The sequence below is a fragment of the Viridibacillus sp. FSL R5-0888 genome (genome assembly GCF_038009105.1).
Classification (GTDB): domain Bacteria; phylum Bacillota; class Bacilli; order Bacillales_A; family Planococcaceae; genus Viridibacillus; species Viridibacillus arenosi.
The window spans coordinates 4169492-4184631 of the sequence record NZ_JBBPAU010000001.1 but is presented as its reverse complement, the minus strand read 5'-3'; the positions used below and the strand labels follow the sequence as shown (position 1 = coordinate 4184631).

General features: G+C 35.7%; 13 protein-coding genes. 12 read left to right on the top strand and 1 reads right to left on the bottom strand.

Annotated features, from left to right (window positions below; translation table 11 throughout):
* Positions 1-95: 95 nt before the first annotated feature.
* The 12 genes from MKY02_RS20625 to MKY02_RS20570 all read left to right on the top strand — a co-directional run bounded on the left by MKY02_RS20625 (position 96) and on the right by MKY02_RS20570 (position 12398).
* Positions 96-863 carry an ABC transporter ATP-binding protein gene (locus MKY02_RS20625; RefSeq protein WP_038180730.1) on the top strand — a complete coding sequence of 256 codons (768 nt, stop codon included), beginning with the start codon at positions 96-98 and terminating at the stop codon, positions 861-863.
* Positions 850-2763, top strand: a complete 1914-nt coding sequence (locus tag MKY02_RS20620; protein ID WP_076034214.1) for an ABC transporter permease — start codon at positions 850-852, stop codon at positions 2761-2763. The genes MKY02_RS20625 and MKY02_RS20620 overlap by 14 nt, the downstream gene beginning before the upstream one ends.
* A 5-nt stretch (positions 2764-2768) precedes the next feature.
* Complete coding sequence (locus MKY02_RS20615; protein WP_076034215.1) at positions 2769-3128, top strand: YxeA family protein; 360 nt, start codon at positions 2769-2771, stop codon at positions 3126-3128.
* 397 nt (positions 3129-3525) lie between these two features.
* Positions 3526-3978 carry an Lrp/AsnC family transcriptional regulator gene (locus MKY02_RS20610; RefSeq protein ID WP_038180723.1) on the top strand — a complete coding sequence of 151 codons (453 nt, stop codon included), beginning with the start codon at positions 3526-3528 and terminating at the stop codon, positions 3976-3978.
* 280 nt (positions 3979-4258) lie between these two features.
* Entirely contained in the window at positions 4259-5200 is a 942-nt protein-coding gene (gene nikB / locus MKY02_RS20605; RefSeq protein ID WP_340709387.1) for a nickel ABC transporter permease, read from the top strand.
* A gap of 33 nt (positions 5201-5233) precedes the next feature.
* Positions 5234-6109: an ABC transporter permease gene (locus MKY02_RS20600; RefSeq protein WP_412104678.1), complete on the top strand. Its 876-nt coding sequence runs from the start codon at positions 5234-5236 to the stop codon at positions 6107-6109.
* Between the two features lie 19 nt (positions 6110-6128).
* Positions 6129-7667 carry an ABC transporter substrate-binding protein gene (locus MKY02_RS20595; RefSeq protein ID WP_038180715.1) on the top strand — a complete coding sequence of 513 codons (1539 nt, stop codon included), beginning with the start codon at positions 6129-6131 and terminating at the stop codon, positions 7665-7667.
* A gap of 8 nt (positions 7668-7675) precedes the next feature.
* Positions 7676-8686 (top strand): ABC transporter ATP-binding protein, encoded by a 1011-nt coding sequence (locus MKY02_RS20590; protein ID WP_038180712.1) that lies wholly within the window; start codon positions 7676-7678, stop codon positions 8684-8686.
* Entirely contained in the window at positions 8655-9671 is a 1017-nt protein-coding gene (locus MKY02_RS20585; RefSeq protein ID WP_038180709.1) for an ABC transporter ATP-binding protein, read from the top strand. The genes MKY02_RS20590 and MKY02_RS20585 overlap by 32 nt, the downstream gene beginning before the upstream one ends.
* 2 nt (positions 9672-9673) lie before the next feature.
* On the top strand, positions 9674-11278 hold the full coding sequence (locus tag MKY02_RS20580) for a gamma-glutamyltransferase family protein (RefSeq protein WP_038180698.1): 1605 nt from the start codon (positions 9674-9676) through the stop codon (positions 11276-11278).
* Positions 11272-11868: a chromate transporter gene (locus MKY02_RS20575; protein ID WP_076034216.1), complete on the top strand. Its 597-nt coding sequence runs from the start codon at positions 11272-11274 to the stop codon at positions 11866-11868. Before MKY02_RS20580 ends, MKY02_RS20575 begins: the two co-directional genes overlap by 7 nt.
* Entirely contained in the window at positions 11865-12398 is a 534-nt protein-coding gene (locus MKY02_RS20570) for a chromate transporter (protein WP_038180695.1), read from the top strand. The genes MKY02_RS20575 and MKY02_RS20570 overlap by 4 nt, the downstream gene beginning before the upstream one ends.
* A gap of 199 nt (positions 12399-12597) precedes the next feature.
* On the opposite strand, the gene MKY02_RS20565 is transcribed toward MKY02_RS20570, so the two are convergent.
* A complete protein-coding gene (locus MKY02_RS20565) occupies positions 12598-14745 on the bottom strand; it encodes a M28 family peptidase (protein WP_051448593.1) in 2148 nt (715 codons plus the stop codon).
* Between the last annotated feature and the right edge of the window lie 395 nt (positions 14746-15140).

Below are 15140 nucleotides of genomic sequence, written 5' to 3'. Positions count from 1 at the left end.
TAAGATTTAAGGTTCCTGTAAGGTTACGACAATTATGCTGTAAGGATGAGGCGATATAGTATGTATATCAACAAATGACAGTAGAGGTGACGCAAATGGAATCATTATTAAAAATAGAAAACGTCAAAAAAATATATGGTAAAACATCGAATACTTACACAGCGTTAGAAAATATATCATTTCAAATTGAGCATGGTGAATTTGTTGGGATTATGGGTCCCTCAGGAGCAGGTAAATCAACATTACTAAATCTTCTTGCAACAATCGATTCGCCAACAGAAGGTAAAATCTTTATGAATGATAAGGGTATACATGATATGAAGGAAGCTGAGCTCTCAGATTTTAGACGCGATAATCTTGGCTTTATCTTTCAAGATTACAACTTGCTAGATTCACTAACCGTAAAAGAAAATATTCTATTACCGTTAGCAATTGCAAAAGTACCTGCAAAAGAAATTGAACAACGCGTCCAAAAAATAGCTAAAGTTTTTGGAATTGAATCTTTGCTTAGTCAATATCCATATCAAATTTCAGGAGGTCAAAAGCAACGTACGGCTGCTGCAAGAGCAATTGTTACAGAGCCTGCGCTCATTTTAGCTGACGAGCCAACAGGTGCACTAGATTCAAAATCTGCAACAGACCTACTAGAAAGCTTAAGTTCACTTAATGAGAACAACGAATCAACGATTATGATGGTTACGCATGATGCTTTCGCCGCAAGTTTTTGCCGCCGCATTATATTCATTAAGGATGGCAAGCTTTCAACGGAAATCTACCGTCGCGATCAAACGCGGAAAGAGTTTTTCCAAGAAATTTTAGATACTTTATCTGCAATTGGGGGTGAGGTTGATGACGTTATTTAGTTTAGCTAGAAAAAATATTGCACGAAATTTTTCACAGTATTTTTTGTATATCGCATCGATGGTATTCAGTATCGTCATTTATTTTACCTTTGTTACTTTAAAATATAGCGATATTGTCTCTGATATGACGAAGTCTTCACAGAAGATGGGGTCCCTTATGAGTGGAGCCGCCGTGGTACTACTCTTCTTTGTTGCTATTTTCATCGCATATTCAAATTCATTTTTCATGAAAAAGAGAAAAAAGGAAGTAGCGCTTTATGCATTATTAGGCGTTAGAAAACGTCAAATTGGTTTCATGTTATTTTTTGAAAACTTATTACTTGGTGTATTTTCATTAGTGATAGGTGTTTTTCTAGGATTCCTTAGTTCAAAATTGTTCGTTACCTTATTAATCCGTTTAATGGGTTATGATGTTGTCGCTCCATTTACGTTCTCAACGGAAGCGGTTATAAATACAGCATCTGTCTTCCTAATTATCTTCTTCATCACTTCATTCCAAGGATATCGTTTAATCTATCAATTTAAATTAATCGATCTATTCCATGCATCGAAGAAAGGTGAAGTAGCACCCAAGCCGTCATGGATTGTCGCTATCTTAGGCGTAATAAGCATCGGAACGGGTTATTGGTTAGCTTTACAGAACTTATTAACATCCGAAGCATGGCGTATTTTAGGAATGTTTACACCACTTATTATATTAGCAACAGTTATTATAGGAACTTTCCTTTTGTTCCATAGTGTTACAGGTTTTGTTCTAACTTTATTCAAGCGTCGTGAAAAATGGCTTTGGAAAGGTCTACACTTAATGACCATTTCACAATTGCTTTACCGGGTTCGTGGTAACGCCCGTACATTAACTGTTATCGCTATTTTGAGTGCAACAACAGTAACAGCTGGAGGTGCGGTTTACAGTCTGTATTACAATATTAATGACAATGTAAAGCTCACTGATCCAAACACATTTATGTACGAGCAAACAGCGAATGTCGATAACGAAAAAGTAACATCATTACTACCAAATACAATATATGATGAAAATATCTCAGCATTATTCGTTACATTTGAGGCGAAGCAACTTGATTCGGCAATGGGAACAGACGGAGATAAACGTATTTACACAGTAATCAATGAAACAACATACAACAAGTTAGCGAAACTTCAACAAAAAGAAGAACTAAATTTAAAAGGTAATAAAGCGACTATGATTGATGTTCAATATCATGAAAGTCTATCGCCGAAATATGCGGGTAAGACGATTACAGCGGAAAAAAAAGGAACAACAATTACATTGGAAGGGTATCATGAAGTTCCAGTCTTAAACCTAATGGCAGGAATGACACTAGTAGTCACAAATGAGCAATATAAAGAGCTTGAAAAACAAGGTGAGAGTGTGCAATTCCGTGCTATTGGAGTAGATGATGCAACAACTGATTTATCTAAGAAAATTGCTAGTGTATTGCCTGACAAAGCTCAATTTTCAAGCGCACCTGAGGATTATCAAAACGGTATTGAAGGAATGGGTTCACTATTATTCATTGGTAGTTTCTTAGGACTTGTCTTCCTAGCAGCCACAGGTAGTATTATCTACTTCAAAGTACTAACAGAAGCAGAGGAAGATAAGTCACAATACAATATGCTTTATAAAATGGGTGTTGGTGCAAGAGAAATGAGAAAAACAGTGGCATCTCAAGTATTTGTTATTTTCTCTGTACCACTTGTCATTGGTCTTACACATAGTGCCGTAGCATTAACAGCATTTTCAAAGTTATTTTCGATGGATTTCACTAAGCCTGTCATCATATGGATGGTTGCTTACACAGCTATTTATGGAATCTATTACGTATTAACGGTTTATTCATATAATCGAATTATTACCCAAAATAATAAAAGAGAAGGATGATAATAATGAAAAAATTTTTAATTGCAATTGGCGCACTGATCCTAATTGGGGTTATAGGCATTGTAGTATTAGGGAAAATTGATTTTAATCGTATGAATGCAGATAACTATTATGTGCATATTACAGAAGATGGTTTTAAAAAAGAGGAGAAGCAGTCTGATGGGAAAATATTTGTCACTTATATTTATAATCTAGAAGGCGTAAATGCAAAAGGTGAAGCAAAATCATTTGAATTCACTGCAAGTAAAAACTTACGTAAAGATGCATATTTAATGCTTTATGTAAAAGACAAAAAAGGCGTTTCTTCATACGATGAAGTTAAGCTTTCGGATATTCCAAAAGAAGCACAAGCGAAATTAAAATAACTATCTAATTAGGTTGTCACCAAATTCTAACTCACAGAATTGGTGGCAACCTTTTCATATATTCAAAGATAGGGAAATGGATAAATCTTTAATATGAAAGTTAAATGAATTTATATGAAAATAATTTCCCGGGACATATTGAGTTCTTTGATACAAATAGAGTGCTTTAAAAAGAATAAGTTTACTATTTTAAAAGAGTACATGACTTAAAAATTTCTTTCTTGTTGAGTGTATATTACAGTACATATGTTATATAAAATAAGTTTTGAGCTTGCTAAATTCTCAGAGTTTTAATGGTTTTTTAATGAAATATTCTTTCTACTGACGAATATTTCAGCTATATTATTAAAGAACTAGTTAAAAACTATATTGTGTTGAAAATAAAGGGGTGATATGAATGGAGCAAATGGATAGTATCGATAAAAAAATATTGGATTTATTAATTGGAAATGGACGAATTTCTTATGTAGATATAGGTAAAGAATTAAATCTTTCAAGAGTGGCTATTCGTGAACGAGTTAATAATTTACAAGAAAAAGGAATAATTGAACGGTTTACAGTGGTGGTGAATTCTGAAAAAATAGGAAAAAATGTTTCTGCTTTTTTTGAAGTAGATTGTGAGCCAAAATCATTAGTTGAAGTGGCAGAAAAATTAGCTTTTAATCATAGTGTAGTAAGTTGTTATCAAATGACAGGGCCATCAACATTACACATGCACGTATTAGTCGATGATTTCGCCAGTTTAGAAAAGTTTATTAATGAAGAGTTATATGCTTTAGAAGGAATAACGCGAGTTGAAAGTAATATATTACTTAGAAGATTTAAAAGTCGTTTAGGATTAAAACTCTAAGAGAATCGATATTCGGTTCTCTTTTTTTTGATTTGTAGAGCCGAACTTTTGTGAATCCCTCGAGATTAACATCTGATCGATAACTTTGTATTTCCATTCATTTGTTAATAATTAAATATAAATTGATTAATTAATGTAATGAAAATCAATATAATTTAAAAATTTCGAAAATTCTATAGATTTTTATAATTTTATATTTTATAATCAAAAACAGTGAAAACTATCCGTTTGTTAATCCAAATGGGGTTTTTAATTAACAAATGATTAAGGAGGTTTTGATTTGATAAGTCTAATTGCTCGACGAATAGTTGAACTTTTATTGTTATTAGTGGGGATATCATTTCTTGTGTTTTCATCTATGTATATTGCTCCAGGTGACCCTTCAACAATGATAGGCGGACCAACTGCAACTGAATCTGACCTTGAAAATATACGAGATAACTTGGGGTTGAATGACCCATTCCTCGTTCAATATGGTCGTTACGTAAAAAATGCAGTACAGGGGGATTTTGGATATTCTTATCAGACAAAACAATCAGTTTCTGAGGCAATAGCTGTCCGATTTCCGAATACTTTAAAGTTGGCCATAGCAAGTATGATTGTTGCGATAATTATTGGTATTGTCGCTGGATTAATATCTGCATTACGCCATAATACATGGCTAGATGCAACATCTACAACTTTTGCGCTAGCAGGAATTTCAATTCCAAATTTTTGGTTAGGTGCGTTACTAATTTTAGTTTTTGCTGTGAATTTACAGTGGTTGCCAGTTGGTGGAATGGATCAGCCGTTGTATACATGGGAAGGAATTAAGCAGTTGATATTGCCTGCTATTACATTAGGTACAGGGTCTGCTGCAATGATTGCCCGTATGACACGCTCCTCTATTCTAGAAGTCGCGAAAGCTGATTATATTAGAACTGCTAGGGCAAAAGGATTGAAGGAAGGAAAAGTTATCTGGATACATACGTTAAAAAACGCGATGATTCCGGTTATTACCGTAATCGGTCTGAATTTTGGACTTTTACTCGGTGGAACAATAATTACAGAGAAAGTATTTGCTATTAATGGTGTTGGGCGTTTAATGATTGATGCTATAGCTATGCGAGACTTTCCTTTAGTACAAGGTTCAGTGTTGCTTGTTGCGACATTATTTGTAGTCGTGAACTTAGTAGTTGATATCGTATATACATTTATCGATCCACGAATTAATTACGATTAAGAGAGGAGGACAGAAATGACGACTTTATCAAATATGGAAGAGCAAGTAACTAAGCCTAAAAAGATGGAAAGTAATTTTATTTCTTTAACTAAAAGATTATTGAAAAATAAACTAGCAGTTATAGGATTACTAATTATTATAGTACAAATTTTAATGGCGATATTTGCTCCAATGGTTACATGGCATGATCCGATTAAGCAGAATCTTGCACAAAGCGAATTACCTATTTTTTCAGAAGGTCATTGGTTAGGAACTGATAACTATGGTCGAGATGTTTGGTCAAGAATTGTATACGGTGTTCGAATTTCATTATTAGTAGCTATTTCATCCGTGTCACTAGGCTTGGTAGGAGGATTGATACTAGGTTTATTGGCAGGATATTACAAAAAGTTAGATGGATTCCTTATGAGAATTGTTGACCTATTATTTGCTTTTCCCGGAACACTATTAGCAATGTTAATTATTGCTATGTTAGGAGCAAGTCTAGTGACAGTTACGATTGCGATTAGTGTCTGGTCTATTCCTGCATGTGCGCGTATTGTCAGAGGGTCTGCCCTTTCTATAAAAGAAAAAGAATATATTATGGCTATGCGGTCTCTTGGAGCATCCGATTTTAGAATAATATTTAAACATATTTTACCGAACTCATTCGCGCCAATTATTGTATTTGCAACAATGCGAATGGCTACAGCCATTTTATCTACCGCTTCACTAAGTTATTTAGGTCTTGGTGCTCAGCCACCTAGTCCTGAATGGGGGGCAATGATTGCTCAAGGACAAGCTTTTATGTGGACTTCGCCACATTTAACTATTGTCCCAGGAATAGCTATAATGTTAACCGTTTTTGCATTTAATGTTGTTGGTGACGGATTGCGTGATGCGCTTGATCCGAATATGGATATTCATTAAGTTATGGGGAGGAAAAGAAATGAAACAAAATCTAGTGTTTTTACTTTTACTACTAATGTCTATTATTTTAGCAGCATGTGGAAAATCCAGTTCAGCTCCATCAGGGGGGGCTAATGCAGATGGATCAATTGATAAGTTTGTGTACGCTTCTACCGCTGATGTCGCTGGTCTATCTCCGATTTTAACAAATGATTCTATATCAGCAAACGTGCAAGAGCATGTTTATGAAACGTTATTTAACCGCAATTCTGAAACTGGAGAAATCACACCAAAATTAGCAGAGTCTTATGAAAATACAGATGAAAATACTTGGATGATTAAACTTCGAAAAGATGTAAAGTTTCATGATGGTACACCTTTCAATGCAGAAGCAGTAAAGTATACATTCGATAAATTGCGTGATCCAGCAACTGCTGCTCCTCGTGCATCTCTACTAGAACCAGTAGATGAAATTAATGTAATTAATGAATATGAGATTAAAATTAAAACGAAGTACCCATATGGCCCATTCTTAGCTTCTTTAGCTCATACAAATGCTGCTATAGTGAGCCCTACCGCTGATAAAAAACAAGATTTAATGAAAGAACCTGTAGGTACAGGGCCATTTAAGTTTGTAAGTTATACGCCAGGCGATGAAGTAGTTTTAGAGGCTAATGATGAATACCGTGATGGTACACCAGCAATTCAACAACTAGTTTTCAAGGTAGTGCCTGAGGTCTCAACAGCTATATCTATGTTACAAACAGGTGAAGTTGACTTTATTGATAATTTGCCAAGTGAACAAATTAGTCGTATTGATTCTCTAAAAAATATTGATGTAACAAAGAAAAATGGCAGTTCAATTTATTACCTAACTGTTAATCATTCTATTAAAGAAAATCAAGATCCTGAGTTGCGAAAAGCAATAGCAGCCGCGATTGATCGTGATGCGTTTGTATCAAAATTAAATGGTCTAGGCGTACGCAGTGACAGTGTTTTAGGACCAGAGATTTTTGGATATGAAAAGGACAAGGATTCCGCTGGACAAGCCTATGACCCTGAGCTAGCAAAATCATTAGTAGATAAAAATGGATATTCAAATCGTCCAATTAAACTTTTAACAGCAAACAGAGCAAACTTTATTTTAATGGCTGAGATTGTACAAGCGCAATTAACAGAAGCGGGTTTTAAAGTTCAAATAGAAACTATGGAATGGGCAGCTTTCTTAGATACTGCTAGAGCAGGAGAATACGATATTACTTTCTTAAGCTGGGCTAACTTAACACAAGATGGGTCTGAAATGTTATATCCAAATCTGCATAGCGATAATATTAAAGAATCCAATCGTACAAAATATAGTAATAAGAAATTCGATGAACTTGTAGATGCTTCTCGAGAAACGATTGACCAAGATAAGCGATTAGAATATCTTAATCAAGCAAATGGTTTATTGTTAGAGGATAACGCTGTAGTCGTTATGTATCATGGTGTTGTGACAGCGGCAATGAACAATAAATATGAGGGATTAATATTAGAACCTAATGGAAAATGGTTATTAAAAGATGTGAAAAGAAAGTAGGGTAATTTATGAGGGAGACATTGTTGGAAGTGAATAACTTAATTACTGAATTCCGTACAGCTGATGGGAATGTTCAAGCTGTGCGGGATGTCTCCTTTTTTGTTAAAAAGGGAGAAACACTTTGTATTGTAGGAGAATCAGGTTGTGGCAAAAGTATAACATCTTTATCTATCATGGGGTTACTTCCAAATAACGGTATAATTTCAGGTGGTGAGATTAAATATGAAAATCAAGCTATCCATGCATTAAATGCTGAAGAAAAGAGAAAATTGCGTGGATCAAAAATTTCAATGATATTCCAAGAACCTATGACCGCATTGAATCCTGTATTAACAATAGGTTACCAATTAAGAGAACCTTTCATGTTGCATCACAAAGTAAATAAAAAGCAAGCTAATATACAAGGAATAGAGTTATTAAAACAAGTAGGTATTCCATACCCTGAAAAACGGATGAAGCAATATCCACATGAATTAAGTGGTGGAATGAGACAACGTGTCATGATTGCACTTGCCTTAGCTGGAAACCCTGGTTTACTCATTGCTGATGAGCCAACTACTGCCTTAGATGTGACTATACAAGCTCAAATTCTCGATTTAATCAATTCGCTTAAAGAAAAATTAGATATGGGCGTTATGTTTATTACCCATGATATGGGTGTTGTGGCAGAAGTTGCGGATCGAGTGATGGTTATGTATGGAGGAAAGAAAATTGAAGAAGGATCAGTAGAAGAAATATTTAATCAACCTCGTCATCCATATACAATAGGCTTGTTAAACTCCGTGCCCAATGTTGATGACCCTGAGTTTGAGTTAGAACCAATACCTGGATCGTTACCAAGTTTAACAGAGCAGATTTCAGGTTGTAGATTCCATCCAAGATGTCAATTCGCTACAGAGCAGTGTAGAATCACAGCACCTACTGAATTTGAAATTGGAAATGATCATAATGTAAGCTGTTGGTTGGTCGAAGAGGAGGCGAGTAATAATGGTAGAGCAATTGGAGTTGCAAAAGCGTAAAATAATTCTTAAATTGAATGGTGTAAAAAAATATTTTCCTATTAAAAGTGGATTATTAAGACGTGTACAAAATCATGTCAAAGCTGTAGAATCGGTAAATTTAGAATTATATGAAGGCGAGAGTTTAGGCGTAGTAGGCGAGTCAGGATGTGGAAAATCAACATTAGGCAGAGCAATACTAGGCTTAGAGCCTTTAACTGAAGGTAAAATTAGTTTTCGCGATGAAGAGATACAAGATCTCAAGAGAAAAGAAAAGCTAAGGTTTGTTAAGGAAATGCAAATGATTTTCCAAGATCCCTTTGCTTCTTTGGACCCGAGACAACGAGTTGGAGATGCACTAAGTGAAGTATTTTCAATTCATACAAACATGGGGGCAAGAGAACGTAAAGAAGCAGTTCTTAAGTTATTAGGAGAAGTAGGCTTAAAAGAAGAGCACTATGACAGATATCCACATGAATTTAGTGGCGGGCAGCGCCAAAGGATTGGCATTGCAAGGGCAATTGCTCTTAATCCCTCTTTTATTATTTGTGATGAAGCGGTATCAGCCTTAGATGTATCAGTACAAGCGCAAGTACTAAAGTTATTGAAGACATTACAAGAAAAATATCACTTATCCTATATGTTCATTTCACATGATTTAGGTGTAGTTCGATACTTTTGCAATCGTGTACTTGTAATGTATTTAGGGAATACAGTTGAGTTGGCAGAAGTTGAGGAACTTTTTAAAGAACCTCTTCATCCATATACTCAGGCGTTATTATCTGCGATTCCAAGACCATCTGTCAACACTAAAGTTCAACGGGTACGACTTCAAGGAGATTTGCCAAATCCAGCAAATCCACCGACAGGTTGTCCATTCCATACAAGATGTCCGGTAGTAAAAGATATTTGTAAAACAGAAAAACCACAGTGGGAAGAATATACAAGCGGTCACTTCGTAGCATGTCATTATGCTGGGACTAGTATTGTGTCAGGAGAGGTATAAAAATGGATCATTTATTTCACCCGTTCACGGGAAAACGTCATACTGTATTTGGCAGAAAAGGTATGGTGGCAACTTCACAACCATTAGCTGCTCAAGCAGGACTAGAAATCTTACAAAAAGGCGGGAATGCAATTGATGCTGCTATTGCAACAGCGGCTGCATTAACAGTTGTAGAACCAACTTCAAATGGTATTGGTGGAGATGCCTTCGCATTAGTTTGGACTAAGGATCAACTACATGGTCTAAATGCATCGGGGCCTGCTCCAAAGTCAATCTCAGTTGAGAAATTACGGGAAAAAGGGTATGAAAAGATCCCTACATATGGCGTATTACCAGTTACAGTTCCTGGTGTACCAGCCGGTTGGGTAGAGCTTTCTAAAAAATTTGGTAAGCTATCGTTTAAAGAAGTACTTGAACCTGCTATCCGATATGCTGAAGAGGGATATCCTGTTTCACCGATATTAGGAAAGTTTTGGGATTCTGCATATCGTAAATTCAAGGAAACATGTACATCCGAGGAGTTTACTAGTTGGTTTGATACATTTGCTCCTAATGATCGTGCACCGCACATCGGAGAGATGTGGTCATCTCCTGGCCATGCTTCAACTTTAAGACAAATAGCAGAAACCGATGGACATGCTTTTTACCATGGAGAATTAGCAGAGAAAATGGATGCATTTATGAAACAACATGGTGGCTATTTATCGAAAGAAGATTTAGCTGATTATAAAGTGGAATGGGTAGATCCAATTTCTACTACTTATAATGGGTATGATGTGTGGGAAATTCCCCCGAATGGTCAAGGATTAATTGCACTAATGGCTTTAAACATTTTCAAACAGACTGGAGATTCTAAGTGGCAAGATGCTGAAACGATTCATCGACAAATTGAAGCTATGAAACTAGCATTTACTGATGGAAAGGCATTCGTGACAGAAGTTGATGAAATGCCAATAGATGTACAGCATTTATTGTCAGATGAATATGCTACAAAACGCGCGGCGTTAATAGGTAAGCAAGCCATTAATCCGGAACCGTATGAATTACCTAAAGGTGGGACTGTCTATCTAGCTGCAGCTGATGAAGAAGGAAACATGATTTCATATATTCAAAGTAACTATATGGGTTTTGGTTCAGGAATTGTGATTCCCGATACGGGAATTGCATTACAAAATCGTGGGCATGATTTTTCATTGGAAAAAGAACATCCAAATATTCTTAAGCCAGGAAAACGTACATATCATACAATTATTCCGGGATTTTTAACAAAAGAAGGGCAAGCAATCGGACCATTTGGCGTGATGGGAGGATATATGCAACCACAGGGCCATTTCCAAGTCGTAGCTAACACAGTTGATCATCAATTAAATCCACAAGCCACATTAGATATGCCACGTTGGCAGTGGGTTGGAGGGAAAACTGTGCATGTTGAACCAGAGTTCCCGAACTACATTGCTCAATCACTTATACGAAAAGGTCATAATGTGCAAGTGATGTCAGACGGTGGAAGTTTTGGCCGTGGACAAATTATTTGGAGGGATCCTGAAACGGGCGTATTACAGGGTGGAACAGAATCACGAACAGATGGAGCTATTGCTACTTGGTAAAAAAAAATGAAGTGAAGTCCCAAAGTGAACGCCCTATTTTGCGACTACATGGAGAGATTGCATCCGCATTTTTTAGAGTAGGTATGCTAGGATTTGGCGGTGGACCATCTGCTATTCCTCTTGTTCATCAAGAAGTGGTGAAAAAGTATAAGTGGATGGAAGATGATGAGTTTAGTGACGTAGTAGCACTTGCTAACACTATGCCGGGTCCAATTGGTACAAAAATGGCTGGCTATATAGGATATAGAGTAGCTGGAGTGGTAGGTGCAATTAATGCAATTTTAGTCAGCGTAGTCCCAACAATTGTATTAATGATTATATTGCTATTTTTATTACAAACGAATAAAGATATACCTGCCGTTCAGGCAATGGCTTCGGCGGTTGTACCAGTAGTAGCTGTAATGCTTGGTATATTGGCTCTAGATTTCGTTAAAAAGTCTGGCGAATCTATGGGGTGGAAGAAAACACTCATTATTCTTTTGCTTTCATTCATTGCAATGTCTTTATTAAATATACACCCGGCTTTTGTCATCTTGTCGGTCTTTATAATCGTCTTTGCTCCTCTAGTAAAAAGGAGGAATAATAAATGATTTATTGGAATATTTTTATGGCATTTTTTATTCCTGGTATTTTAGGTTATGGAGGGGGTCCTTCTTCTATTCCGCTCGTTCAGCAAGAGGTAGTTGAGCACTATGAATGGATGACCAATCAAGAATTTTCAGAAATGGTCGCAGCGGGCAATGCATTACCAGGGCCAATAGCAACAAAAATGGCTGGCTTTGTTGGATATGACCAAGGAGGTATTTTAGGCATTATTGTTGCAGTTTTTGCTACAGTTGCACCTTCTTTGCTCCTCATGATAGCGTTGTTAAGTGTCTTAATGAAATACAAAGAATCACCATACGTTAAAAATTTAACGAAATATATTCGCCCAATCATAGCCGTATTATTATTAGTGATGACTTTCGATTTCGCAAAAGATGCTTGGTTAAGTATAGGTTGGATATCAACATTAATAATAATGATTGGCTCTTACTTGTTACTTGAAAAGATTAAAATTCATCCGGCTTTTGTTATTTGTATTGCATTGATATATGGGATGGTATCTACACTTTTTTAAATTACAAGGTAATATGGATAACAAAAAACAAATGTTATTGATAAATAGCCTCAACGGGCAAAATAAAACACCTTCTAGTTAGAAGCTTGGTTTAGATATACCAAACTAACTGGAAGGTGTTTTAAAGATGACTCATTTTTAGCTCCATAGAACCTATTGTTGAAAGATAACAGGCTGTTAGAGAGCTATTTTGTTGTCATTATTTCATTTTATCAAGTTGTGCATTTAACTCTTTAACACTTTTCACTTCATCTTGAACAGATGTCTTTAGTAATTTTTCTTGTCTTTCAAGAGCTGCATTTAGAGTTGATATTTCTTTAGAAACATCAGCATTCTTTTGGTCACGTTTCTTTTTCAATGATGCTACTGTGTCATATAAGTCTTCGTGACCCATAATACGACCTGCACCCCACATTAAACGATCTGCAGGTTGATCCAATACATAATCTGTGAAGTAATCGAATACCTCTTTGTCAAAATCATAAGTGTACCAGTTATTATCAATTAACCATAAATAATCATCTAGTGCTTTACCCGCATCACCTTTTTCAAGTGCTTTGATTGCTCCTTGTAAGTTAGGGATATTATTTTGTGCGTGTTCGTGAGGGAAAATTGGTTCGTCTTCCCAAGTTAAACGTACGAATTGATCTTGAGCATATTTATAAGTAGCTAACAAACTACTATTTAAAGAGCGACTGTCATCATAAAGCTTTTTCACTACTTTTTCGTCACCAGCTACTAATGCTTTTGTATAATCAGCATTAATTTTTTCAACTTGAGCATTAATCTCTTTAGCTGTTTTAGCCGTTTCTTCAATAGCTGCTGTTAATTCGTTTGAAGAAACATTTGCAGATTTAAAGACATCAGATTTAACAGATTTAGCTAATGCATCTAATCTTGTTGTGAAATCAAGAGGTGTTACAGCTGTTTGGTCATAATGCATAGCTAGTAGACCATATAAATTTAAATGGAATTCTAAAGCTTGACCGTTATAAGTATCTTCATTATCGTACTGTGTATGATAATGTGAATGCATGAATTCGCTATCTTGGAAATCATTTCGTAATGATGGAACACCTGCAATAGAGAATGAAAAATCATCCGACCAAGTGCGTAATGGTGATACAACAGAAATACCGTCTTTATATACACCATCAACTGATGGTACAGACTTCGTGAATTTAGTTAAGAAGTTTTTCAACTCATAATCTGCTCGAATTTCATTTGTCGTTGTATGCTCATAAGCTGGAAGCTCGAAGTTCATGTCTGCAAATGCTTTTCCAACCCATTCTGGATGGATGCGGAAAATTTGATTGTAAGCACCAGTAGACCAGTCATAACGCGTATTTGAAACGCCCCATTCTTCGGCAGCCAATGCATTAAATATAATTGTTTTCTCAGGTTTATAGCCACTGTCTACTAGACCTTTCGCTACGCCCATCATTAGGGCAATCGCAGCATTATCATCTTGGAAACCGTCAAAGTAAGAATCATAATGTGCTGAAAGGATGATATATGATTCTGGATCTTTACCTTCGATTTTCCCATAGTAATTGTATGTTGGTTGATCGAATTTAACTGTAGATTTGGCATCAAAGTTAACAGTAAGTTTATTGTTATTTGCTTTTAGTGATTTTTTTAACTCTTTCGCATCATTTTGAGACATAGAAAATGCAGGCGCATCATCAGGTCCACAAATATCCTGTGCATTTAAAGCGTCGCCATCTACTTCGCTATAACCTTCACTTTGCACGGCTATAACTGCAGCTGCCCCTTTTAAATGAGCTTGATAGGCTGGGTAGTTAACCCACCAATCTTCTCGTTGGTTTACATCTATAAGTACGAGCTTGCCTTTAATATCAAGGTTTTTCAAATCATCTGATGTTCCACGATTTGCATAAACAACATCAAATTCTTTCGTCCCCTTTGTATCAAAATTTGTTTGATATGCCCCTAAAACAGCTAATTTTTCTTTACCATCAACTGTATTGAATGTCATATCTGCTTTTTCGAATGTCCAGCTATCAACTGTAAATTCATCTTTTGATACGTCGGTAAGCCCAATTTTCTTCATTTCATCTGCAATTTTTTCGCCAGTTTTTAGTTCTGCTTCAGAGCCTGCAGTACGATATCCTAGCTTTTCATTTGTTTTAAATTCTTCAAGACTTTTGGCGAAATCAAATGAATAATCAGCACTTACTTTTGATAAATAATTATCGGAGTATTGCTTTACTGCTGCTAAATCCCCATTTTCTTTTACCTCCGTCTTTTTGTCTGCTGGTGTACAAGCCGCAAGTGATGATGCAATTAGAGCTGTTGCTATTGCACCACGAAAAAATCTGTTCAATTAACCACATTCCTTTACAATAATTTTTTTCAAGCAGAACTAATTAAACGATAGTTTTAATAAAATAGCAATATTTTTTCGAATTGTTAGACAAAATATTTTTCGACAAATAGAAGGAAGGCAATATATTTAATTTGAAATAGTAATTTAGATTCATAGACTCTAACAACTAATGTATTAAGATGGGGTGGAATTTTAATAAAACTTACATTAATCTTAGGAATACGAAAAAGCTAGGAGTTAAAATTTACTCTTAGCTTTTTATGTCATATTGGTAAGATGTTATTTCATAAAAAAATTATCGGAGTATTGCTTCAATTCTGCTAAGCGTCACTTACTTTTACTTCTGTCTTTTCTTCTGCCAGAGCTCAAGCTGCAAGTGATGAAGTGATTAG

Excerpts from the sequence above, each read along its gene's own strand:
- MKY02_RS20625 (WP_038180730.1), top strand. The coding sequence starts at position 96 with ATGGAATCATTATTAAAAATAGAAAACGTCAAAAAAATATATGGTAAA.
- MKY02_RS20620 (WP_076034214.1), top strand. The coding sequence starts at position 850 with ATGACGTTATTTAGTTTAGCTAGAAAAAATATTGCACGAAATTTTTCA.
- MKY02_RS20615 (WP_076034215.1), top strand. The coding sequence starts at position 2,769 with ATGAAAAAATTTTTAATTGCAATTGGCGCACTGATCCTAATTGGGGTT.
- MKY02_RS20610 (WP_038180723.1), top strand. The coding sequence starts at position 3,526 with ATGGAGCAAATGGATAGTATCGATAAAAAAATATTGGATTTATTAATT.
- MKY02_RS20600 (WP_412104678.1), top strand. The coding sequence starts at position 5,234 with ATGGAAGAGCAAGTAACTAAGCCTAAAAAGATGGAAAGTAATTTTATT.
- MKY02_RS20595 (WP_038180715.1), top strand. The coding sequence starts at position 6,129 with ATGAAACAAAATCTAGTGTTTTTACTTTTACTACTAATGTCTATTATT.
- MKY02_RS20590 (WP_038180712.1), top strand. The coding sequence starts at position 7,676 with ATGAGGGAGACATTGTTGGAAGTGAATAACTTAATTACTGAATTCCGT.
- MKY02_RS20585 (WP_038180709.1), top strand. The coding sequence starts at position 8,655 with ATGGTAGAGCAATTGGAGTTGCAAAAGCGTAAAATAATTCTTAAATTG.
- MKY02_RS20580 (WP_038180698.1), top strand. The coding sequence starts at position 9,674 with ATGGATCATTTATTTCACCCGTTCACGGGAAAACGTCATACTGTATTT.
- MKY02_RS20570 (WP_038180695.1), top strand. The coding sequence starts at position 11,865 with ATGATTTATTGGAATATTTTTATGGCATTTTTTATTCCTGGTATTTTA.